We start from the raw sequence: 24329 nt of genomic DNA, 5'->3' as shown, positions 1-24329 counted from the left end.
TTTTTAAAATTCAAGATTAAAAAGAGTAGCTAAACTTAAATAAGCTTAGCTTGATGGATATGTGGCGGAACTCTAAAATTAATTACATCTTTTTCATAATATAAACAATTTTATATAGGGAGATGAAAGGATTTTTTAAAATAATAAAGAAGTATGTATAAACAAATATATAAATGGTAGTGATTAGGATGAAAATCAGTAAGTTTGCAGAAGTAAATAATGTAAGTGTAGATACGATTAGACATTATATGGATCTCGGACTCGTTATTCCTGAGAAAAAAGGAAGTCACTATTTTTTTGACGAGTATTGTCAAAAGGATATAGAACTTATATTAGAGTACAAATGGATAGGGTTTAGCTTGAATGAAATTAAAGAACTGTTTCTTTATAAAAATTTAGGGAAATCCTTAGACTATGAAAAGGATATTTTTTATCAATCTTTATTTAAAGTAAAATATGAAAAGATTGAACAAGAGATAAAAACCTTAAAGGAACGAAAAGATAAATTAAAGAAAACGTTAAATAATTTATCTATAGAAACTGAAATTTCGAGTTCAATTTTAGGGATAGATTTAAAAGTACTTCATTTATTTAAATGTGTTAAGTGTAACGGAAATTTAATTCTTGAAGATGGCATTATTAATAAGAATCAAATTATTGAGGGAAAGTTAACTTGTAATTGTGGTGAAGAATACACGATTATTTCAGGGGTTTTAACAGCTGGCAACTCAGTGAAAGCGTATGAAAAGAAATCACTTGAAGATTCTATTTCGGATTATATTCATGAAACTGATACTGCTTTTTTGGAAAATGTTCAAAGAGGAGGGGAATGGGCGAAAAAGAAACTAATGCAATTAGATTTAAATGAAAAAATACTACTTGATTTAGGGTCTGGTATTGGGTTCTTTTTACGAAATATTTATGAAGAACTACCGGAAGAGTGTTTATATATTGCTGTTGATCGAGATTTGAATAAACTTTTACTTTTAAAAGATGTAATTGAGAGAAGAAATGTGAAAAGAAATATTGTATTTATCTGTGCCGACTTTCTAAACATACCTATTCAGAATAATTCTGTTGATATTGTAATTGATCAATCAGGTACAAGTAATTATAGTTTTGAATATGAGGAGTTCTTATTGTGTGAATTAAATTCCCTTTTTAAACACAATTGTTATTTATTAAGTTCATTTATTTTATTTAATAAATTCAGCATAAATAGCCAAATTGCACCTAGACTCAGAGAGAATTTTACATCTGCAAAAGTAACAAAAGAAATCGAAAATTTACAGTTTCAATCTATTGATGAAAGTACTTCAAATTATTTGATACGAGGGGGAAGGTACGAGGATTTCTTTGTTCAAGGAGAAGAAATTTATACATATTCATTTTTCGGAAAAAGATGGGGTTAACCCCATCTTTTATTTATTTCCCCTTAAAACTTTTCAAATAGTACATATTGCTATTGGGTTGACCCAAGAACTTACAATGTACGTAACACAAAGTTAGGTAGGGGGAAAAGTGATGGGAAGTTTCCGATTACATATAGAAAATAAAAAAAGAAACCAAGAACTAAGAAATATGTGTCTCTATTCATTCGGGAAAACAGTATCAATATTTGGTAGCTCTATTTATAGTTTTGCATTAGGATTATATGTTTTACATATAACCGGATCAGCATTAAATTTTGCCATTACGCTTATTTTAGGAACTATTCCGATGATTGTTATGAATCCATTTGCTGGTGTAATTGCAGATAAAGTTGATAAAAAGAAATTGGTCATTTGTATGGATTTACTAAGTGGAAGCTTATTAATTACTGTTTATATATTTAGCAGTAATTATGGATTAGACTTATTCACCATTTATGCTACTACCTTTCTTATAACGATATTTACAACATTTTTTGGAATAGGATTAGAAGCTGCAAAACCAAATATCGTCTCCAAAGAGAGGCTAATGAGTATTAACTCTATAAGTAAAATTATCGATTCTATATCTTTAATTCTAGGTCCTATGTTAGGTGGTATTGTTTTTGCAGTCTTTGATATTAAAATTTTTATAATTATAAACGGTATTTCATTTATCCTTTCGGCTATTTCCATATTATTTATTAACTTTAAATTGTTTGAGCAAAACATAAATGAGGAATGTTCAATTAGAAAAATTAATTTTATTGAAGATATAAAGGAGGGATACTCTTACTTAATGGAGCGGAAAAGCTTAAAAAATACGTTCAGTATTTTAATTTCACTTAATTTCTTCTTAGGGTTTGCTGTAACTGTTCCATTGCCATACATTATTAATACAGTTCTCGATCTTGGTTCTAAACAATTTGGTATGATTCAAGGGACTTTTCCAGTAGGCATGATAATTGGTGCGATTTTAGTAAAAAAGATAACCGATCGTTTTTCTTACGCTTATCTTTTGAAAAAGTTAAGCTTTATGTTGGCGGTTTTTATGATTATTTCAGGAATTCCAGTTTTATTCAAAAGTTTTGAGGTAAATGATTTTGTATACGTTATTACCTATTGTGTTGTTATGTTCTTTTTAGGACTAATTATAGTGCTTATTGATATACCTATAGCTTATTTCATGCAAAAAGAGATTCCTGATGAATATAGAGGGAGGGTTCTCAGCATTGGATTAAGTATAAGTAAAATGATGCTTCCTATAGCAATGGCGCTATCCGGTCTATTATTAAATTATATTCCAGCCTACATGATTACAATTGTAGGGGGAATCTTATATTTAATAGTAATTAAAGTTTCATCGAATTGTTTCATATTAGAAGTTCATTCGAAAGATTATAGCGCTTAGTAGATCTTAGATTATTTATATAATGGATACTGCTACATTTTTCAAGATAAGAAATGCAAATACTATAAAATGAAAAAATCGGCTGATTTCCCATGAACAATTTTGAAAAGATTACATATTCGTTTTGGAGACTACTTTAAAATTGTAGGTTGAGGGGGATGAATATCGTTCTAAATACAATAAGAAAATTTAACTTTGTTGATTGACCTTCCCCTTACAGGAAGCAGTATATTTAAAATAATTAATTACAGGAGGTGAGTGTTATGCTTTCAATTGGAGAGTTTTCAAAAATATCTCATCTTACAATGAAGACGCTGCGCTATTATGATGAAATTGGGCTTTTAAAACCAGCTTTCATAGACCCTAAGAATGGATATCGCTACTATGATATTTTCCAATTAGAAATAGCTTTATTGATTACACGATTAAAAACTTATTTATTTTCGCTGGAAGAAATTAAGGATATTTTAGAAAATCGGGAGAAAACTGAATTGCTTAACTCTAAAATGAAAACCAAACAAGAAGATCTAACACAGCAGATAACATATTATTCTTCTTTATTAAAAAAATTAAAGCGTGATATTCAACAATTAGATGAAGAGGAAAGTATCATAGGTTACTTAAATCATATTGAGATTAATCTTGTAAATCACTTAACCTATAATATATCATCTCAGCGAAAACAAATTAATACCGTTGATTTCCTAACACACTTTAATGAGTTGTTTAGTAAAATTTCATTTGAAAATTTATTACCTATTGCAAAACCACTTGCTATTTTCCATAGTTCAGAATATGTACCTGAAAATTATGATGTGGAAATTGCGATTCCCCTTGCAGAAGCCACAAATAAAACAAAAGTGTTTAATCCCGGTCTTTGCGCAATGGCTACGCTTATTGGTTCTTACGAAGAATTACCTTTTATTCATACAAAGCTACACGTTTGGATTGAAGAAAATAACTATAAACTGAATGGAGCTCCGTTTGAAGTTTATAAAACGAATCCTTATAGCACACAGGAGGAGAATAATATCATAGAAGTTTATTTTCCTATAAAATGAATAAAGGAAGGAGCGTATCACAATGTATGGTATAAACCGGCCAACAATAAAAGAAAAAATATTAATTTTAGTTACTGAGATTATCTATCTAATCATTGCGTATTACTTACTTTTCATTACTTATTTCAAACCAGGCATTTCAATAGGGCTGTTTATAGCTTTGATTATCACCGCTTTACGATTAACGGCTATGATGTTTATATGGTTGCCTAGAGGGATTTCATGGCAAGAAGCCATTATGAACAGTATTGCTTTTGGAATTTATTATTTAGGTTTTCCAATCTTAATGATTACTAGTAATCAGGATCCTAATTTAATATTACTTACAATAGGTTGGATATTGTTTTTAGGAGGAAGTATGTTAAACACAGTTTCAGAGCTACTTAGAAAATCCTTTAAAGACAATCCTGTAAATCAAGGTAAGCTATATACATGTGGTTTATTTAAATATGCGATTCATATTAATTATCTGGGGGATTGCCTTTGGGTGTTAGGTTTAGCATTTATCGCTAGCAATATTTATAGTTTATTTATACCTCTAGGCCTGTTCTTTGTATTCGTTTTTGAATATATTCCAAAATCTGATGGTTACTTACAGAAAAAGTATGGAGAACAATTTACAGTCTATAAACAGAAAACAAAAAAATTAATACCGTTTATTTGGTAAATTAGTTTCATAAATTATAAAAAGCGCAGGATCAGCATCCTGCGCTTTTCTATCGTAATTCAGCGGTTTTTCTAATGACAATCTTATCAATATCATCTTCTTCATCACCAATAAATAATCCGCGTTCTTTTAAATATGCCTCAAAATATAAATCTGCTTCAGCGCGTTCGTCATATGGCTTTACAGAGAGAACGAAACCTAATTTGTTTTGTTCTTCTAAGTGAGAAGTGGAGATGTAAGCCGGTACATTATGGCGTAAAAAGAGTTCTTTAACCGGAATAATCATATCTTTCATTAATTTCGTTAGCATACCCATTTCAAACTCGAAATTAAAGCGATCTATACTAGATAAATCAGCGAATACTACACCGATAAAACCTGTATTAAATACTTCTTGATATTCTACATCTTCATCATGGCCGCCATAAAAATTCTTTTCGATTAAATAATTTACAAAATAAGCAACGCCATCACTTTGTTCAAATGGTTTTGTTGAAAGAACAAAACCAATTTTCTTTTGTTTATGTAAATACACACATGACATGTATGCTGAAATGTTATGTTCTTTAAATAAAGCACTTGTTGCTCCAGAGAGACCATCTAGTACGTGATGAACAATTTGAAGTTTTTTACGAGCGAAATAATAGGATTTCTTTTGTAACTCCAATGTATCAATAAAGACAGAGCCGATAAAGCCTGTATTTGAAATAATAGGTGCTTGCTTTTTTCTTCCTCTGCGCTTTAATGGAGCCATTGTTAAAATCATCCCTTCATGTACGTTTAAAATAAAAAGAACGTTTGTTCGTATATTTATATTTTACTATTAAAACGCTATAAAGTAAAGGGTTTTTGATGAAAATATAACAAAAAAGACACCTTATAAAAGGTGCCTTAAACGCTGTAAGGGATAGGGTTTACCCTAACTATTTATATTATGATACAGAAACAATCTCTTCTGTATCTTCTACATCTAAATGACAGTCCATAGTACGAACATCTTGATCTTCATGACTTCCGAAATAAATAGTAATTTTCATATGTATCGCTCCTTTATTCTAGGAATACCTAAAATAATTACTAGTAATGTTAATATTTATTATATACCACTTTTTTCATTCCGACAACGTTATATCATTTTTAATTATTTTAAACTATAGAGCACAATTTAAAGAGGTACTTTTTATAGAAAATGGTAAATTTCTAATATGTTATATTTAATATAGAAAAATTCGAGTGTTACTTTTTATGAAAAGGAGAACTATTGATGAATTATAAACAACTACTACTAGATAACTTTGCATTTAAAACTTCATATGTTGCACAATTTGTGCCCGGAATGAGTATAAAAAAAACGAAAGATTATATTGCTGTTGATTGTGGATTACCTGCCGATACATTTAATATCATCACTCTACTAAACAATAATTTAACGGAAGGGATCGAGAAATTATATAAAGAGGTAGAATACTATTATCAAAGAAATTTTCCAATGAGTGTTTGGTTATGGGATGAGGAGCAAGAGCGGGATATAAAAAGTGAGTTAATTAAAATCGGTTTAAAAGAAGTGGAACAGAATATTGCGATGGTAGCAGACTTAAAAACAATTTCCCCAACAATAAACATGCCAGTAAGTTTTACTATTCAACAAGCATCTTCACCTGGACAAATAAATAAATTTGGAGAAACGTTAGCTAATCTATTCGGCACATCAGAAGAAGGTATACATGTACAAGCATTCTATAATCAAATTTCTAATCTTGATATATGTAACAGTGAGAATATGAAATTATTTTTAGGGTTATATGAAGGTGAAGTCGTAACTGTTGGTTCATTGATATGTTCAAAAGATAGTATTGGTATTTATGACATAGCAACTAAAGAAGGAATGAGAGGACAAGGGTTCGGATCTGCTATGTTCAATTTCCTGCTGCAAGAATCACATAAATTTAAAAATACGTATTGTGTATTACAAGCTTCACCCGATGGAATCAATATTTATAAAAAATCGGGATTTCAAGCTATCGGCAAAATGACTGTATTGGAAAATCGACATTTAATTGAGTAAATCATTCAAGTTAAATCGTCTTTATATAGGAGCTTATAAATCGTTATGAAAAAGATATATCTCGTTACAATAATTTGTGCCTTTATAGTAATAAGTATCTTTGTTTTTCAGAAAATAAATGAACATAAGTATACTAAAGCTATTAATCAATCAAATCATATAAAAAATATCGCACATAGAGGTGCTTCTGCATATGCGCCTGAACATACAATAACAGCATATAAATTAGGACAAAAAATGAATGGAGATTATATAGAAATTGATCTCCAAATGACAAAAGATGGGCATTTAGTGGCAATGCATGACGAAACCTTAAATCGTACAACAAATGGTACTGGGCTAGTGAAAGAGCATACATTAGTAGAAATAAAGCAACTAAATGCAGATTCTTTTTTCAACGAAAAATATCCGAACTTAGCAAAGAAAGAATTTGAAAATGCTAAAGTCCCGACATTAACAGAAATTGTTGAAACGTTTGGGCAAAATGCGAACTATTATATTGAAACAAAATCACCTAATGAATATCCAGGAATGGAAGAAAAATTATTAGAAATTATTAATCACTACGAAATACAGGATAAAATAATTATTCAATCGTTTAGTGAAGAAAGTCTACAAAAGATTCATAGCTTAAATAGTAATATATCTTTAGTACAATTATTACCTTATAAAAAAGCAGTTCAATTAACAGAATTAGAGATAGAAAAGTATAAAACGTACTGCATAGGTCTTGGTATGAATTACAAATATATTGATTCAGATTATGTAAATAAAATAAAGAAAAACGGATTAGAAGTTCATCCATTTACAGTAGATAATGAAAAAGATATGAAAAAGTTACTTTCATGGGGAGTCGACGGGATGTTTACTAATTATCCGGATCGTTTACATTCAATATTGGATTTGAAAAGTCATGAATAAGAAGTGTTATTCATAAAAGGGAAATTTACACAACCTATATATTAGGGTTATCAATGTAAGATGGCATGTTGCATATAAAAAGAAAATACCAAAAACCGCAACTGGAAGACCTGGGTTGCGGTTTTTTTTTATTGCTTAGATTTCAGTTTACAAAGTTTGAAGCTAGAAATGTAAATCTATTTAGATGAATTGGCTTCTTATGTATTTGTACTTCGGATCGTTCTAGGTATATGTACAACCCATGAGACGAGTTTTGCATATGATAATAGAAAAGGAGATGTTGCATATTGAAATACCAAACTAGAAACGTAAATAATCTGAATAAATTAGCGGATAATACGAAAGCTGCAGCTTTTAAGTGGTATCAGTACTGTATCGACAATGGAATTGAAGTATTAATTTATGAAACAATCCGTACAGTCGAGCAACAACGTGAATATGTTCGTAAAGGAGCATCACAAACGATGCGCTCATATCACTTAGTAGGACAGGCATTAGATTTTGTTCCAATTCAGTCGAATGGTACAGAAGATTGGAATGGCTATAACAAAGAACCGTGGGCATCAGCAATTCGTTATGCTAAACAAATTGGTTTTGAATGGGGCGGTGACTGGAAAGGATTTGTGGATAGCCCGCATTTGCAATATAACTACAAAGGGTATGGAACGGATACTTTTGGAAAAGGTGCTCAAAATGTAGTGACTCCTCCCACGTCGAATGATAATGTAGGGGTTGCTTATATTAACGGTAGTAATGTAAATTTACGAAAAGGACCTGGTACTGGATATGGCGTTATTCGTCAATTAGGGAAAGGAGAGTCCTACAAAGTATTTGGACAATCAAATGGCTGGTTAAATCTAGGTGGCGATCAGTGGATTTATAACGATCCATCATACATTCGTTATACGGGAGGAAATGTACCAGCAACTTCACAATCAACAAATGATGGTGTAGGTGTAGTTACTATAATCGCGGATGTATTGCGTGTTCGTACCGGCCCTGGAACAAATTACGGCATTGTGAAAAACGTGTATCAAGGTGAAAAATATCAATCGTTTGGATATAAAGATGGTTGGTATAATGTTGGTGGAAATCAATGGGTTTCTGGTGAATATGTTACGTTTGTAAAGTGAAAATAAGAGCCGTCCAGTTGGGCGGCTCTTTATTTTAAATATTCATAGGGCGAACACTCATAATATCATTCGTGATACATAGAGTATAATTTTTCATTCTAATAATCAGAAAGTAATCAAAATGTAATTAATTTCAACTACGCTTTTTATATTTTTTTGATACACTGGCTACGAGGGGGATACCAATTAAGGTGGGTAAAAACCAAAACCATATTGGCGGAAGTAAATTTAAAATGGGAATATGGATGCCGATATTTACTAAAAGTGCGGTGACTGCACCAATATAAGAACCTAGCATACCTCTAATGTGGTGATGGAGCCAATTTTTCCAACGTTTTTTTCGTGCAAGGTATCCATAAATCGCAAATGAATAAGAGAAGATTGCTACATAAAATAAATATGCGATTTTATCCCAGTTGATAATGGATAATATTATTGCCGTAAGGGTAATGACAACATAGGATGCATGATATATTTCGCCCCATTCGGTATGTTTTCCTTTCTTCTTTTGGGCAACCATCGCTACAATACCAGTGATTAAGCATATTGTTCCAAATAGGATGTGTATGGTTAAAAGAATGTTAAAAATGCTCATAATAATTCCTCCTTTTTTATTTTTATAGTATTGCAGTATAGGAGAAAAGTTGAAAAATATAGTTAGTTCGGCTTAATATATTGAAATAAAGGTACTCCTAGAACAAAACCCAATGATTTAAATATTTAGTGAGATGATTATTATGTTAAATGAAGGAGAGACTTCTATGTTTACATCTATTACATATTTACAATCGGGCAATGAGAAACAACAAAAAATATATGATGTTTTGAATAGCCTAAACATAATGGAGGATTTAGCTTTATATAATCCCGTTCTTTGCGGGACAATCCCTATAAGAATTGATACTCCTCAATCTGACTTAGATATTGTAATGGAAGTATATAACTTTGATGTTTTTGAGCAGGAAATGAGATCTTTATATGGTTCTTATGGAGGGTTCAACATAAAAAAGAAAAAAATTAAAGGTACTGAATCGATAAAGGTGAATTTTGAATTCGAAGGTTTTGAATTTGAATTATTTGCTCAACCGAAGCCAGTGCGTAATCAAAATGCATATAGACACATGATAGTGGAACACATGCTATTAATGCAGCATCCCCATATAAGGGAAGAAGTTATTCGCTTAAAGGAACAAGGTTTAAAAACAGAACCTGCTTTTGCTCAAGTATTAAATATTGACGGAGATCCTTATGAAGAACTTATTTTATTAGGGCAGGAAATGAAATTGTGGTAAATAAGATACATAAAAAAAATCCTCCAAAAACAAAAGAGGATTTTTTTTATGCCGTTAACTTCCGAATTAATTCACTGAGCAATTTAATTCCGTTAGTCATTTGTTCTGGAGTAGCATATCCATATGATAAACGAATGTACTGATCTGATTCTTCTTCATAAATACGTCCCGGATTTAAAAGAATTCCTTTTGATAGTGCCTCTGAAAATAGTTTTTTCATCGGAATGTTATGTACAACCTTTAGCCATATAAAAAATCCACCACTAGGAATATCCCATGATGCAATATCTGCACAATATTTATTTAAAGCTCGTATCATTATTTGTCTTCGTTCTTTCAGGTGTTTTCTTACGTTTGCTACATGTTCTTCATAAAAACCTTCATTTATCCATTCAGCAGCTACTCTTTGAGATAAAGAGCTGGATCCATAGTCTGTTTGCATTTTTATATCTGACAATCTATCAATAACAGGTTCTGGTCCGATTATCCATCCAATTCTAAGTCCTGGGCTAAGTGTTTTAGAGAGACTACCAATATATAATACATGTCCATGTTTATCCATCGACTTTAAAGGAGCTGGAGGTGATTCATCAAGCCATAACTCTCGGTAAATATCATCCTCGATGATAGGCAATTGCTCTTTTTCACATATTTTTAATATTTCTTTTCTTCGCTCTTTGGACATCAATATCCCCGTTGGATTTTGAAAACAAGGGATTGAATATAAAATATTATTCTTTTGACTATATTTAATTCGTTTTAATAAGTCGTTAGGTAAAATACCGTGATGATCCATTGATATACCGGATAAATTTATATTTGCTGATTGAAAAACATGAAGTGAATATAAGTAAGAAGGTTGTTCAAGTAAAACAGTTGATTTTCTATGTAAAAGACCAATCGATATTAATTGTAATGCTTGGAGTGCACCAGAGACTATTAATATAGAATCCGGTGATGCATGTATTCCAAATGATTTTACATATTTGCTTATTGCTTCACGTAACGGATAAAAACCTTTTTGTTCTTCGTATCCGAAATAATCTAATTCCTCACTGACGTTTTTTATTATAGATTGCATAGTTTCGAGCGGGAAAAGATGAGGTGCAAGTTCACCTTTACTAAGATGGATAAGCGTTTTATTTGCTTCTGCTTCATTTATTTCTCGCACCATTAACTTACTTGGTTTATGAATACCGGCCTTTACATATTCACTCCAATCGGGCGGGGGATTAGTTGCTAATAATGACCATGTATTATTTGTTACAATTGTTCCTGCTCCGATTTGTCCTTGAATTAAACCATCTGCCATAAGTTCATCTAGCGCATTTATTACAGTACTTCGATTTACATGAAATAATTGTGCTAACTGCCGCTGACTAGGGGTTTTACTTCCAATTGGCCATTCTCCGTTTTCAATTTTTTCTTTCATATAGTCTATTATCTGCCGATATTTGGGCACTTTTTTATCGGTTGTCATATAAAAAACTCCTTCGTTAATTTAAAAGATTCAAAGTGGTTGGTTTTTCCGATAAATAACTGGTTGAAGACATTGTATCAACTATTAAATATGATGAAAAGAAATAATTGGTAATTTAAAAATGGTTGGTTTATTAAGGAGGGAGAGAAAACATGCATAATAAAAAATGGGATTTACGCATTATATGTGCTCATGCTTTTACAATTCTTATATGGGGAACTGCTTTTCCAGCAATTCGTCTGGGGCTTGAATCTTATACGCCTGAACACCTTACTTTACTACGCTTATTAATCGCCTCATTTATACTTTTGTTATTTTCATTTATATACAAACTACGACTACCGGATTTAAAGGATATCCCAGCAATTTTCATATTTGGTGCTCTAGGATTTACTATTTATCACATCGCATTAAACTACGGCGAAAAAACAGTAAATGCTGGATCTGCAAGTTTAATAATTTCAGTCACTCCAATAGTGACGGCAATTCTTGCTTCTGTTTTTTTGAATGACAAAATGAAATTAAATGGTTGGCTTGGTGGTGTAATTAGTTTTGCAGGAATTGCCTTAATTTCATTTAGCCAGGGCGATGCTATTCAATTGAATAGCGGGGGATTATTTATATTATTAGCGGCGATTTCAGAAAGTCTATTTTTCGTTTTCCAAACATCTTACTTAAAAAAATACGGCTTCTTACCATTTACCATATATACAATTTTGTCTAGTACTGTATGTATGCTTATTTTCTTACCCGGAGTTTATCAAGAAATACTAGCAGCTCCTCTTGAAGTTAACTTGAGCGTTATATATTTAGGTGTCTTTCCAACAGTACTCCCGTATATTGCATTGGCCTATATTATATCTCGTGCTGGTGCTTCTGAAGCAACAAGTTCTCTATATTTAACGCCAATAACTGCGTGTTTCATTGCTTGGATATGGTTAGGAGAAGTGCCAACTTTAGTTTCGATAATTGGCGGAGGAATTACTATACTTGGAATTGTGATTGCTCATATACCAGTATTAAGAAAAGAAAAATATAGGAATTTAGCAAATAATCAATCCGTATAATGTAATTCAATAATGATCTTATGATACTTTTTCATATAGTTTCTTTCTTATGTTGATAAATATAATATTTTGTATTTCAGTTAAATATTGTATGTTACATTTTATGTAGTAAGCATTTTAAAAGGAGCTGACAACATAATGAATGGAAAAAGAAATATTTTCACATGTATTTCTATTGTAGGAATCGGAATAGCTAGTTTTTCTAATTCTAGTTCCGCAGCAAGTGTAACGGACAATTCAATACAAAATTCTATTCCCGTAGTTAATCAACAAGTAGCTGCTGCAAAGGAAATGAAACCATTTCCCCAGCAAGTTAATTATGCAGGTGTTATAAAACCGAATCATGTTACACAGGAAAGTTTAAATGCTTCTGTAAGAAGTTACTACGATAATTGGAAAAAGAAATATTTGAAAAATGATTTATCTTCTTTACCTGGTGGTTATTACGTAAAAGGAGAGATTACAGGTGATGCGGATGGGTTTAAGCCACTTGGAACTTCAGAAGGTCAAGGGTATGGGATGATAATTACAGTATTAATGGCTGGTTATGATTCGAATGCTCAAAAAATCTATGACGGTTTATTTAAAACAGCAAGAACTTTTAAAAGCTCTCAAAATCCTAATTTAATGGGATGGGTTGTCGCAGATAGTAAAAAAGCACAAGGTCATTTTGATTCTGCTACTGATGGAGATTTAGATATTGCGTATTCGCTTCTTCTTGCTCATAAGCAGTGGGGATCTAATGGAACAGTTAATTATTTGAAAGAAGCACAAGACATGATTACAAAAGGTATTAAAGCTAGTAATGTTACAAATAATAACCGACTAAATTTAGGAGATTGGGATTCTAAAAGTTCACTTGATACGAGACCATCTGATTGGATGATGTCACATCTTAGAGCATTTTATGAATTTACAGGTGATAAAACTTGGCTTACTGTTATTAATAATTTGTACGATGTTTATACGCAATTTAGTAATAAGTACTCTTCAAATACAGGACTTATTTCAGATTTTGTTGTAAAAAACCCACCACAACCTGCACCTAAAGACTTCTTAGATGAGTCAGAATATACAAATGCATATTATTATAATGCTAGTCGAGTACCTTTAAGAATTGTAATGGACTATGCGATGTACGGCGAGAAGCGAAGTAAAGTCATTTCTGATAAAGTCTCTTCATGGATTCAAAATAAAACGAATGGAAATCCTTCTAAAATTGTGGATGGTTATCAATTAAATGGATCCAATATTGGTAGTTATCCAACTGCTGTATTTGTTTCACCGTTTATTGCTGCAAGTATAACGAGTAGCAATAATCAAAAGTGGGTAAATAGCGGTTGGGATTGGATGAAGAATAAGAGAGAAAGTTATTTTAGTGATAGTTATAATTTATTAACTATGTTATTTATTACAGGAAATTGGTGGAAGCCTGTACCTGATGATAAAAAAACACAAAATCTAATAAATGATGCAATTTATGAAGGATACGATAATTAATTAAATTTGAGAATGGTTACTGAAGAAAGGAATTAGCATTCGCTAGTTCCTTTTTAATGTTTTGTAAAACATTATCCATTCTAAAATTCGCATAGATATACTTGCTTTTTTCATATACATAGTTATTGATGACTCTATGTTTTTATGAAGGGAGAGTATTTCTTGGAAAAAGTATTATTTTTCGGAGACCCAGGTATTGATGACTCATTTGCCATTATGTATGGTTTACTGCATCCCGAAATTGAAATTGTAGGTATTGTAACTGGATACGGAAATGTTGAGCATATACATGCTGCACATAATGCAGCGTATATTTTACAGTTAGCAAATAGACAAGACATTCCTGTCATTAGTGGTGCAACAAAACCACTGACAGAAGAAATCACTACGTACTATCCTGAAATTCACGGAGCAGAAGGATTAGGGCCCATCCATGTTCCAGGAAATATATTATCTATTCCAATATATAATTTCGGCAGTATTGCTGCGATTCTTATAAAGTACGGAAAAGATTTAACGATTGTTGATGTAGGAAGATCTACCTCGTTAGCAATTGCTTTTAATTTATGGAATGATTTAATGCTAAATGTAAAAGGAATCTATTTCATGGGTGGTGTTTTTTTAGAAGTAGGAAACGTTACGCCATTAGCAGAGGCAAACGTGTATGGAGATCCGATAGCAAGTAAAATTGTTTTCCATCAAGCAAAGAATTTATTCATATTCCCTTTAAATGTAACAAACAAAGCTGTGTTAACACCAAATGTATTTAACTATATTCAAGCTAATACAAAGAATCCATTTCATATGATAATGAAACCAATGTATGATTACTATCTATCCGCATACCAAAAACTTAATCCATCTATGGAAGGGCCTTTGCTACATGATGTGGTTGCAATAAGTGGATTAGTAAATCCAAGTTTTTTTGAATTTGTGCATCGTACAGTAAATGTAGATACATACGGAGATACGAAAGGACAAACATTTGCTGATTTTCGCCCTAACTCTAAATCTGAAGGAGCCCGTATAGCTTTAGAAATAGATGCAGAAAAATTCATTCAAGATTTTATAAAAATTATGTTATAAGTTGCTGTCGAAAAAGGGAATTATTTCAATGCGTTGAATATAAAAATACATCCTCTAGATAAAGGAGCTTACAATATTGAATGTCCAGTTAAAGGTTGTTACGAGAGAAAATTGGGAAGAAGCATTAAAGCTACAAGTGAAAGGAAATCAGTTGAAATTTGTTCCATCCGTAGCAGTTTCACTTGCTAAAGTATATATAAAACCAGATGGTGACAATGTAGAGTACATACCATTCGCTATATACGATGGTGACCTTATGGTTGGTTTTGTTATGCATGCTGTTGTAATAGAGACATCGGATATGTATTGGATTAACGGATTTATTATTGATCAATCGCAACAAGGTAATGGTTATGGAAAAGCAGCATTACAAGAAAGTATTAATATAATAAAAAATACGTTTAAGGCATGTAAAGAAATTAGATTAACCGTACATAAAGATAATATCTCTGCAAAGAAATTATATGAACGATATGGTTTCATATCATTAGGACAGGAGTATGATGGTGAGCAAGTATATCGTTTATTTGTTTAACTATTAGGAAGTAAAGGTGTGAAATGAAATATGCAATTTACTGAAGTGAAAATTGAAGTGTTCATTCCTGAAGAATATATTGAAACATTAAGGGATGAATTAAATAAAATTGGAGCATGTAAAACGGGCGAATATGACCATTGTCTTTCCTATAGTTCAGTGAAAGGATATTGGAGACCTTTAGAAGAGGCATCTCCTTTTAATGGAGAAATTGGTCAAATATGCGAAGGACAAGAATGTAAAGTTGAAATAAAGTGTAAACGAGAACTTGTAAAAGATGCTCTTGAAGTTATTAATGATATTCATCCGTATGAAACACCTATGATTTATATTATACCAATACTAAATGACTATTTTGAGAAACTATACATTAAATAACTAGGAGGAATATCAATTGAAAAGTAAATTTCATCATATTGTACGAGCAGTCATGATAAAAGATGAAAAATTATTAGTTGCTGAATATATCGGCCATCATTATTTTTTACCTGGTGGCCATGTTGAAATTGGAGAATCAGCAGAGAATGCATTAAAAAGAGAGTTAAGAGAAGAACTTGGAGTAAACTGTAGTATACAACAATTTTTAGGCGTCATAGAAAATCAATGGCAAGATAAAGAAGTTCTTCATCATGAAATTAACCACATTTTTGAAGTAGAGTCACAAGATTTACATACGGACTTAACACCGAAATCTAGCGAGTCTCATTTAGCATTTCACTGGATAGCTTATAATAAAGAAGCCTTAAATCATTATGAAATCATGCCAATGCCTTTAGTAAAGGAATTACTAGAAAGTAAGTTAAATGATGAACTCCTAAATTGTTGGATTAGTAATTTTTAAATCACTTTATTTATAGTAAATACGTCCATCGAATGAATATAAAGAAAATAGGCTGAAAAACAAGGTACATCACCTAGTGTAAGTTCATATTTTGTTGATGTACGCATTTAGTCTATAGTCTTGTTTCTACTTTGTTTAAAAGAATTTATTAACTTTAATATTTGGACGGAATTTACATTTATAAATGGAGGGTTTCATAATGAATCAGTTTCAACAAGAACTACAATCATTAAACCTTAATGATTATCAAACTGGCAATGTTGTGTATTGGGATCAACAACAAAGTCAATATCCATACTATTACATTCAAGACGATGCACGTCGTTGCGGCGGATGTGGAGGTTGTGGTGGACGTTGCGGTGGATGTGGCGGTAGATGTGGTGGTTGTGCAGGTCGTTGCGGCGGATGCATAGGATGCGCAGGATGTTTCAGTTGCTTTAATTGCTGGAACTGGTGGATTATTTAAGTATAGAAAATTCAAGTTATTTTATATGAAAGAAAGGTGTAAAAACTATTTTGCACTTTTCTTTCATGCTGTAATTTTGATGTGTATTAAGGGGGATTTATTTGTATATATATGATAAGTTGATTTCTTGGGTAGAGGATATAAAAGAAAAAAATCATAGTTCTGCTACAGCACTTTGTATTATAAAAGATAATAAAATCGTACTAGAGCATTATAGTGGTTATCACTCAAATACATCTACAACCAAGAGAGTAACAGCATCTTCACAATTTAACGTTGCTTCTGCTAGAAAAAGTTATTTAGGATTAATGATAGCGTATGCGCTTTATGAGGGGAAAATAAACTCTATTGATGATGAAGCGATAAAATATTTTAAAGACTTTGATCCTGCATTGCTTAGTAAAACGACGATAAGCCATTTAGTAACATATTCGCACGGATTAGAAGAAACGAATGACAGGACAATTTTTCGTGAATTTGCACCGGGACAATCATGGGCGTATAGAGATATTAATGTAAGAATGATGACACGTCTTATTTATCAGCTATATAACAAAAGTTTTCCTGAATTGTTAAAGGAGCGTGTGTTTAAACCTGCTAATTTTCAAGAAACAGGTTGGAGAGTTCAGCGAGATGAAAATTTAGTTGACGTTGTTAATAATCCAAATGAAGACGCAATTAGTGAAATTGGTACGGTAGATGACGGTACTGAAAAAAATTTATTTGTCTCAGCTAGAGAATTTGCGCAGTGGGGTAATCTTCATTTAAATCAAGGTATGATAGATGATAAACAAATTGTTCCAAAAGAAGTTATAAAAATCGCTACGAGTTTGCAGAGCCCAACATTTATAAACAAAGAGCTACCACAAAATGGGGTGTTTTGGTTCATCCAAAATGAACCTGCACAATTAAGCGAACTTGGTGAACGTATTCCAAAAGGGTCGTATCAAATATTAGGGATTACTGGACCGACTATTTTAGTAATACCTGAATATAATGTAGTTGTTGCAAAAGTGTATAATAAAAGATATAACTACGGTGGTGATAATTACTTATATTATTTACGTGAATTTAGTAATTTAGTCGCTGATACATTTAGTAACGGTAATAGGGCATAATTACTCCTATAACAAAAAGGAGTGATTGAAAATGAAAGATAAAGTGAACAAAAATAAAAAGCAAAATATAAAAGATGTAAATACAGAGCAAAATGCAATTTATAGCGATCCTAAAGATGCAGCTAATATGCAAACTGTACCGCAGCCGAAAGATTTTGATGAAATCGAATATTAATTTTTCATCCGACTATATGATGAATGAAAAATACGTCTTAAGTCTCATAACATTTAAGAAATTATTTGATAACATATATACATAAGCATTTGAAAATGTCTTATCTTAACAAAGCTTTCTTTAGAAATATCTGATATAACCTGCAAAAGGCACTTCTTTATGAAGTGTCTTTTTGTGTATATGAACTTAATTACCATTTTCCGTACAGTATCTTGCAATTTATGATGGATATACTAACTGTGAAAATTCATGTCAAGAAAAAAGAAGGGGACAGTTAGTATGAAACAAACTTCTATAAATCCGTTACTAATTGTTCTAGGTACAATCATTGTTCAAATTGGCCTTGGAACAATTTATACATGGAGTTTATTTAATCAACCCCTTGTAAGTAAGTTTGGATGGAATCTTAATTCAGTAGCGATAACTTTCTCCATAACTAGTTTTTCTTTATCATTCTCAACTTTATTTGCAGCCAAGTTGCAGAAAAAATTAGGACTTCGAAAACTTATTGCTACTGCAGGAATTGTTTTAGGACTCGGCTTAATACTTAGTTCACAAGTTTCTTCTTTACCACTATTATATTTATTAGCTGGTGTCGTTGTTGGTTATGCGGATGGAACAGCTTATATTACATCACTATCTAATTTAATTAAATGGTTTCCAAATCGGAAAGGGCTTATTTCAGGTATATCTGTATCAGCGTATGGAATGGGCAGCTTAATCTTTAGATATATAAACGGAAATCTTATCGATAACCTTGGTGTATCACAAGCATTCTTATATTGGGGTATTATCGTGTTACTTTTAGTGTTAATCGGATCGTTCTTCTTACGTGAGGCAATTGTAAGTAATGCTGTAACTGAAACATTACACAATGACTATACTCCGCGTGAAATGATGCGAACGAAACAAGTATATCTGCTATTTTTTATGTTATTCACCTCGTGTATGGGTGGTTTGTATTTAATCAGTATGGTAAAAGATATCGGCGTACAACTTGTTGGACTTAGCGCAGCAACCGCTGCAAACGCCGTTGCTATGATTGCAATCTTTAATACAGTAGGTAGAATCATTCTTGGGACGTTATCAGATAAAATCGGGCGAATGAAAATTGTCTCTGCAACGTTTATTATTATAGGATTGTCAGTCTTTACTTTAAGTTTTATTCCGCTAAATTACGGAATCTATTTTGCTTGTGTAGCAAGTGTCGCCTTTTGCTTCGGCGGTAATATAACTATATTCCCAGCTATTGTCGGAGATTTCTTTGGATTAAAAAACCATAGTACAAATTACGGGATTGTCTACCAAGGTTTCGGATTTGGTGCGCTTGCAGGATCATTCATTGGAGCGATACTTGGAGGATTTCAACCAACTTTCATTATAATTGGTGTTTTAAGTGTTATTTCCTTCATTATTTCAATATTAATCCGTCCACCAAATGTAGAAAAGAAAAAGGAACTAAAACATTTACATCGGAAAGTAGCTTAATTTTAAAAAGAGTCCTCATACTAGGGCTCTTTTTTATTCCATTAACTTTGCTTCTTTACCAACTCATTAAAGACAGGACAATATCATTTTAAAATTGAATAGATAAGTAAAAAGGAGCGTGACACTTAAAATGAAAATAGTACAGCAGTGGGTACAAGAAGATAGTGATTACATAAGAGAGAAAGTAATTGAATATAATCAAAAATATCTCGCAGATGAAGAAAAAACACCTTCAGAAAAGGTTAGTTTCATAGTAAGAAATGAAAAAGAAGAAATAGTAGGTGGGGTAACAGCAATAACTTTTTGGCACCATATACACGTTGACTTTCTATGGGTTTCTGAAGAGTATAGGCATGAAGGTTACGGAAGCAAGTTAATAAAGCTTATTGAAGAGTTTGCAATTGAAAAAGGGTGTAGGTTAATTAATTTAGATACTTTTAGTTTCCAAGCTCCTGATTTTTATAAGAAACATGGATATAAAGTAATTGGAGTAAGTGAAGATCATCCGAAAGGACATAATCATTATTATTTAGAAAAACGGCTAAAAAGTACATAGAATTTGTTAACATTAGTATTTGGAATACAAATGCAATAAGGGCGAGGTTATTATTAATTTAAGTATTAATTGAATCAATTTTCATACTAAAACTGTAAGAACGTACTTTGGATAATCTTCCTAAGGTACGTTCTTTTTTATATCAGTAGCCTATTTTTATTAACTCCATCAATAGCGGTAAAGGCAAGACTTTACTAACTTATATATATTAAAAGGAGTTAATGGTAGAATGGATAGAAGACAGAAAATTCCTTTTATTAAAAATAGAGGAGGTACATATGAAAAAAGTTAATGTTACATACGCGATTTTGTACGATAAAACTAATGAAAAGATCTTAATGGTAAAAAACAAAGGGGAAAATGGTTCTTATTATACATTACCAGGTGGCGCAGTTAAATTAGGAGAAACGTTAGAAGAAGCAGTAATTCGAGAAGTAAAAGAAGAAACAGGGTTACATATAAACGTAAAAGGGATTTGTTCTATCAGCGAAGCCTTTTTCGAGGAAAGAGATCATCATGCAATTTTCTTTAATTTTCTAGGCGAAATAATTGGCGGGGAGACATATATATCAAGACCAAAAGAAATCGAAGAGATTACTTGGATGGAATTACATATAGCAGCTCCATATTTACGCATACCAGAACATTTACTAGATTTATTACAAAGGAAAGAAACAGTACCGTACTTTTTTAACGGAACAATCGTTCATCAATCTTCATAAAAATATTATCTCATGTAAGGTGGGGAAAACATGGAGTTCATCGTTAATCACAAACAATTTACTCAAGCACTTTCAGAAGTTAACAAAGCGATATCAACAAAATCTTTAATTCCTATATTATCTGGTATAAAAATAACTGCAGATCAATCTGGAATTACTTTAATTGCAAGTAACTCGAATATTTTTATCGAAAAATTCATTCCTGTTTCAATTGAAGACGAAAAGATTGCAACTATTTTAAAGGCAGGAACTATTGTTGTACCTGCAAAGTATTTCATTGAAATAATAAAGAAAATGCCAAGTGATATAGCAATAAAAAGTAAGAATGAGCAATTAATTACGATACAATCAGAAGAAATCACATTAAGTTTAAATGGATTTCCTGCAGATGAGTTTCCGAATGTACCGCTTATAGACAATCATGCAGAAATCAAAGTAGAGACAGAGCAATTGATTGAAGTATTTAAACAAACAGTCTTTGCGGTAGCGAAAAATGAATCTAGACCTGTTCTTACTGGGGTGCATATAGAGTTATCTAATAATAAGTTAATTTGTGCTGCAACTGACTCACATAGACTAGCGATACGTGAAACATTGCTTTCCTCAGATGTAAAAGCAAATTGTATTGTACCAAGCGCAACCATTAGTGAACTTCTAAAATTAATGAACAGCAATTCGGAATTCGTATATATCTACCTTTCAGAGAGTCATATTATATTTACGTTTGGAACAACTACATTATATTCAAGACTAATTGAAGGGAAATATCCTAATATTTCTAACCTTATTCCAAATGACTTTAAAACGATTATTAACATAGATAGAAAAAAGATATTACAAGGTGTAGACCGATCAAGTTTATTAGCAAGTGAATGGGCCAATAACAATGTTAACTTAGAAATCATAAACGAATCTACAATTAAAATTTCTTCAAACGCTTCTCAAATTGGGCAAATATCCGAAACGCAACAAATAGATGCGATTCAAGGTGAAAAACAATTAAATATATCTTTCGATGGGCGTTTTATGGTTGATGCTTTAAGAGCAATAAAAGAAGAAACGATTACTTTAAGCTTTGGCGGTTCTATGAGACCGATATTGATTGAAGCAGGAGAGCAATCTGCAGCAGTACATCTTATATCACCAGTAAGAGCTTATTAGGGATAGAGGAAGGGATTACATTATGTACAAGCAGACTTTTGTTTTATGAAATCATAAATTAATACATTATAAGAATGATGTATTAGTAAAGCAAACAGTTTACTAAATCCTACATAATATAATTCAATCATAGACAAAGCAGCAATGGTAATCTGAAATACAAAGCAAAATAATAATAACCTAAATATAAAAGCATAGATTAATCGATATGGGGTGAGTACGATGAAGAAAGTAATTGTTTTACTCATTGGTATAGTTTTAATTATTTTTGCTTTTTATCAATACAACAAAAAAGACTATGCAGCTAAAAGTACTAACTTGTATGTAGAAGACTTTAAAGGGGCAAATGATTCAATAAAAATACAATCTGCTATTAATAAAGCAGCGTCTAGTAAAATAAAAACCGTATTGCTTGATGATAAAAAGTATAAAATCACGTCACCAATCACTGTTAAAAAAGGTGTGAAATTATTATTTGGTTATGGATCACAATTTGTGGTTGAGGGAAACTTTAGAGTTCTAGAACTAGAGAAAAACGCATCCATTGAAGGAGCGTATATAGCTATTGACGATCCTAAATTTAACTCTGAAGTTATTTATTTAGACGGTAAAAATAAATATTATAACACTTGGAACAAAACACAAATAAAAGATATAAATATTATTAATTGGACGGAAACGAATAAAGGTACCGGAATTTCTTTATACTCTGCTGGAAAAGAAAATGAAATTTCGTTTATTAACTTCGAAAACATTAAAATTGTAGGAATGGAAACCGGACTAAAATTAGTAGCAAAAAAACCGAGCACCGGACAAGCTTGGATAAATGCTAATCGTTTTATGAACTTTTCTTTAGAAGACTGTGTGAATATGATTTATATGGATAGTCAAGTAACTACGCCAAATGAAATTAGTGGGAATCAATTTACAAATCTTCAAATACAGCCTTCAAATAAAACAAAAAGCATTATAAAAGTAAGTGGTCAGTATAATGAATTTCATGGGATGGTGTGGGATTTAAATAAAATAAAACATGAAAACGAACTCATTGAACTAACTGATAAAAGTATGAATACAGTGATTGAAATGTTCAGTGTACCAGCAAATAGAATTTTAGATAGTGGGAAATCAAATATAGTGAAATAAGTTTAAATACAGAAAAAGAGCGAATTCCTTATAAGAGAGTTCGCTCTTTTTCTATTTATAATTAAATTTCTCTCCACCAAGCTGTTGAAGGATAGTTTGTAGATTTTAACGTAATAGATTCGCCAATTTGAGGCGTTGTAATTTTAACACCTAAACGGTTGGCTTCTTTCGTAACACGTTCTATCGGGTCACTCCATTCGTGTAATGCTAACGTAAAAGCACCCCAATGAATTGGAAGAAGTAATTCTCCTTTAACATCAATATGAGCTTGTACCGTTTCTTCAGGCAACATATGAATAGCAGACCACCTCGGATCATATTGCCCGCATTCCATTAATGTAAGATCGAATGGACCGTATTTATCACCAATTTCCTTAAAGTGAGGGGCATAACCGCTATCACCACTAAAGAAAATTTTAGTCTCTTGACCAAGAATAAGCCATGAACACCATAATGAACGATCTCTATCTGTCATACCACGTCCCGAGAAATGCCTTGCAGGCGCACATACTAACTTAATATTATCAAACGTAATTTCGTCCCACCAATTATGCTCACTAATTTTACTAGGCGAAACACCCCATTTAATAAGATATTGTGCAACTCCAGTTGGAACATAAAAGTGCTTTGCGCGATCTTTTAACTGCATAATACTTTTGTAATTCAAATGATCATAGTGATTATGAGAAATGATAATCGCATCAATTTCTTGAAGGTCATCACGTTCTAAAGAAAAAGCACCACTATAGCGTTTACTATTAAACAAAGGAAATGGGGAAGAGGCATCTCCAAACATCGGGTCTAATAACAGTTTTTTACCTTCTATTTTCAAAAGAGAAGCAGAATGGCCAAACCATGTAACACTCTCTAACGGTTCATTATCTTTATTTGATAAAACGATAGGCAAATCCTTTATAGGACGCAGCTTTGATTTTATTTTAAAGTAATCCGTCATTAAACTTATAATATCTTTCGGTTTAAAACTCATATCAGTATGAATTTGATTTGTATATTTCTTATTCATTCGTT

The 24329-nt window shown here is 31.7% G+C and carries 26 protein-coding genes; 22 read left to right on the top strand and 4 right to left on the bottom strand.

What is annotated here, in order from left to right; all coding sequences use genetic code 11:
* Positions 1 to 188 precede the first annotated feature (188 nt).
* The 4 genes from BM089_RS20590 to BM089_RS20575 all read left to right on the top strand — a co-directional run bounded on the left by BM089_RS20590 (position 189) and on the right by BM089_RS20575 (position 4548).
* A complete protein-coding gene (locus tag BM089_RS20590; RefSeq protein WP_090977930.1) occupies positions 189 to 1412 on the top strand; it encodes a MerR family transcriptional regulator in 1224 nt (407 codons plus the stop codon).
* A 112-nt stretch (positions 1413 to 1524) separates the two neighbouring features.
* On the top strand, positions 1525 to 2820 hold the full coding sequence (locus BM089_RS20585) for an MFS transporter (RefSeq protein ID WP_090977928.1): 1296 nt from the start codon (positions 1525 to 1527) through the stop codon (positions 2818 to 2820).
* A gap of 263 nt (positions 2821 to 3083) precedes the next feature.
* Entirely contained in the window at positions 3084 to 3881 is a 798-nt protein-coding gene (locus BM089_RS20580; protein WP_090977926.1) for a MerR family transcriptional regulator, read from the top strand.
* 22 nt (positions 3882 to 3903) lie between these two features.
* The gene (locus tag BM089_RS20575) at positions 3904 to 4548 is read left to right on the top strand and encodes a methyltransferase family protein (RefSeq protein WP_090977925.1); all 645 of its coding nucleotides are present in this window, start codon (positions 3904 to 3906) and stop codon (positions 4546 to 4548) included.
* A gap of 49 nt (positions 4549 to 4597) precedes the next feature.
* Here the strand turns inward: BM089_RS20575 and BM089_RS20570 are convergent, their stop codons facing one another.
* Positions 4598 to 5302: a hypothetical protein gene (locus BM089_RS20570; protein ID WP_000035355.1), complete on the bottom strand. Its 705-nt coding sequence runs from the start codon at positions 5300 to 5302 to the stop codon at positions 4598 to 4600.
* Positions 5303 to 5812: 510 nt separating this feature from the next.
* On the opposite strand from BM089_RS20570, the gene BM089_RS20560 reads away from it, so the two are divergent.
* The 3 genes from BM089_RS20560 (at position 5813) to BM089_RS20550 (ending at position 8667) form a co-directional block, all read left to right on the top strand.
* Positions 5813 to 6613, top strand: a complete 801-nt coding sequence (locus BM089_RS20560) for a GNAT family N-acetyltransferase (protein WP_139213302.1) — start codon at positions 5813 to 5815, stop codon at positions 6611 to 6613.
* A 45-nt stretch (positions 6614 to 6658) separates the two neighbouring features.
* The gene (locus BM089_RS20555) at positions 6659 to 7534 is read left to right on the top strand and encodes a glycerophosphodiester phosphodiesterase (protein ID WP_090977921.1); all 876 of its coding nucleotides are present in this window, start codon (positions 6659 to 6661) and stop codon (positions 7532 to 7534) included.
* A 287-nt stretch (positions 7535 to 7821) separates the two neighbouring features.
* Positions 7822 to 8667, top strand: a complete 846-nt coding sequence (locus BM089_RS20550; protein WP_090977919.1) for an SH3 domain-containing protein — start codon at positions 7822 to 7824, stop codon at positions 8665 to 8667.
* A gap of 133 nt (positions 8668 to 8800) precedes the next feature.
* Here BM089_RS20550 and BM089_RS20545 read toward each other — a convergent pair whose 3' ends face one another.
* The gene (locus tag BM089_RS20545) at positions 8801 to 9262 is read right to left on the bottom strand and encodes a DUF2306 domain-containing protein (protein WP_053564312.1); all 462 of its coding nucleotides are present in this window, start codon (positions 9260 to 9262) and stop codon (positions 8801 to 8803) included.
* Between the two features lie 166 nt (positions 9263 to 9428).
* On the opposite strand from BM089_RS20545, the gene BM089_RS20540 reads away from it, so the two are divergent.
* Positions 9429 to 9959, top strand: a complete 531-nt coding sequence (locus tag BM089_RS20540; RefSeq protein WP_000495197.1) for a DUF4269 domain-containing protein — start codon at positions 9429 to 9431, stop codon at positions 9957 to 9959.
* A gap of 46 nt (positions 9960 to 10005) precedes the next feature.
* Here BM089_RS20540 and BM089_RS20535 read toward each other — a convergent pair whose 3' ends face one another.
* Positions 10006 to 11439, bottom strand: a complete 1434-nt coding sequence (locus BM089_RS20535; RefSeq protein WP_090977917.1) for an efflux pump transcription regulator NorG — start codon at positions 11437 to 11439, stop codon at positions 10006 to 10008.
* A 152-nt stretch (positions 11440 to 11591) separates the two neighbouring features.
* Here BM089_RS20535 and BM089_RS20530 point away from each other — a divergent pair, with 152 nt between their 5' ends.
* From BM089_RS20530 to BM089_RS20465, 14 genes are all read left to right on the top strand, one after another.
* Positions 11592 to 12506 (top strand): DMT family transporter, encoded by a 915-nt coding sequence (locus BM089_RS20530; RefSeq protein ID WP_090977915.1) that lies wholly within the window; start codon positions 11592 to 11594, stop codon positions 12504 to 12506.
* Positions 12507 to 12644: 138 nt separating this feature from the next.
* Positions 12645 to 14006: a family 8 glycosyl hydrolase gene (locus tag BM089_RS20525; RefSeq protein WP_090977913.1), complete on the top strand. Its 1362-nt coding sequence runs from the start codon at positions 12645 to 12647 to the stop codon at positions 14004 to 14006.
* Positions 14007 to 14168: 162 nt separating this feature from the next.
* Positions 14169 to 15092, top strand: a complete 924-nt coding sequence (locus BM089_RS20520; protein ID WP_090977911.1) for a nucleoside hydrolase — start codon at positions 14169 to 14171, stop codon at positions 15090 to 15092.
* A 76-nt stretch (positions 15093 to 15168) separates the two neighbouring features.
* Positions 15169 to 15627 carry a GNAT family N-acetyltransferase gene (locus BM089_RS20515; protein ID WP_090977909.1) on the top strand — a complete coding sequence of 153 codons (459 nt, stop codon included), beginning with the start codon at positions 15169 to 15171 and terminating at the stop codon, positions 15625 to 15627.
* Between the two features lie 30 nt (positions 15628 to 15657).
* Positions 15658 to 16005 (top strand): divalent cation tolerance protein CutA, encoded by a 348-nt coding sequence (gene cutA, locus BM089_RS20510; RefSeq protein WP_001160791.1) that lies wholly within the window; start codon positions 15658 to 15660, stop codon positions 16003 to 16005.
* A 16-nt stretch (positions 16006 to 16021) separates the two neighbouring features.
* Positions 16022 to 16468, top strand: a complete 447-nt coding sequence (locus tag BM089_RS20505; protein WP_000836831.1) for an NUDIX domain-containing protein — start codon at positions 16022 to 16024, stop codon at positions 16466 to 16468.
* 199 nt (positions 16469 to 16667) lie between these two features.
* Positions 16668 to 16934 carry a heterocycloanthracin/sonorensin family bacteriocin gene (locus BM089_RS20500; protein WP_001071389.1) on the top strand — a complete coding sequence of 89 codons (267 nt, stop codon included), beginning with the start codon at positions 16668 to 16670 and terminating at the stop codon, positions 16932 to 16934.
* Positions 16935 to 17035: 101 nt separating this feature from the next.
* Positions 17036 to 18052, top strand: a complete 1017-nt coding sequence (locus BM089_RS20495) for a serine hydrolase domain-containing protein (RefSeq protein ID WP_090977907.1) — start codon at positions 17036 to 17038, stop codon at positions 18050 to 18052.
* Between the two features lie 31 nt (positions 18053 to 18083).
* On the top strand, positions 18084 to 18227 hold the full coding sequence (locus tag BM089_RS31145) for a hypothetical protein (protein ID WP_000653680.1): 144 nt from the start codon (positions 18084 to 18086) through the stop codon (positions 18225 to 18227).
* 279 nt (positions 18228 to 18506) lie between these two features.
* Entirely contained in the window at positions 18507 to 19715 is a 1209-nt protein-coding gene (locus BM089_RS20485) for an L-lactate MFS transporter (RefSeq protein WP_000815136.1), read from the top strand.
* A gap of 130 nt (positions 19716 to 19845) precedes the next feature.
* Complete coding sequence (locus BM089_RS20480) at positions 19846 to 20271, top strand: GNAT family N-acetyltransferase (RefSeq protein ID WP_053564302.1); 426 nt, start codon at positions 19846 to 19848, stop codon at positions 20269 to 20271.
* 278 nt (positions 20272 to 20549) lie between these two features.
* Entirely contained in the window at positions 20550 to 20993 is a 444-nt protein-coding gene (locus tag BM089_RS20475) for an NUDIX hydrolase (protein WP_048656831.1), read from the top strand.
* A 30-nt stretch (positions 20994 to 21023) separates the two neighbouring features.
* Positions 21024 to 22154 (top strand): DNA polymerase III subunit beta, encoded by a 1131-nt coding sequence (gene dnaN, locus BM089_RS20470; protein ID WP_071732165.1) that lies wholly within the window; start codon positions 21024 to 21026, stop codon positions 22152 to 22154.
* A 222-nt stretch (positions 22155 to 22376) separates the two neighbouring features.
* Positions 22377 to 23300 (top strand): hypothetical protein, encoded by a 924-nt coding sequence (locus BM089_RS20465; RefSeq protein ID WP_090977905.1) that lies wholly within the window; start codon positions 22377 to 22379, stop codon positions 23298 to 23300.
* A gap of 61 nt (positions 23301 to 23361) precedes the next feature.
* Here the strand turns inward: BM089_RS20465 and BM089_RS20460 are convergent, their stop codons facing one another.
* Positions 23362 to 24324: an MBL fold metallo-hydrolase gene (locus BM089_RS20460; protein ID WP_090977904.1), complete on the bottom strand. Its 963-nt coding sequence runs from the start codon at positions 24322 to 24324 to the stop codon at positions 23362 to 23364.
* Between the last annotated feature and the right edge of the window lie 5 nt (positions 24325 to 24329).

The sequence above is a fragment of the Bacillus sp. 5mfcol3.1 genome (assembly GCF_900114335.1).
In the GTDB taxonomy this organism is placed as follows: Bacteria; Bacillota; Bacilli; order Bacillales; family Bacillaceae_G; genus Bacillus_A; species Bacillus_A thuringiensis_S.
This window is presented reverse-complemented; position numbering and strand designations above follow the sequence as displayed.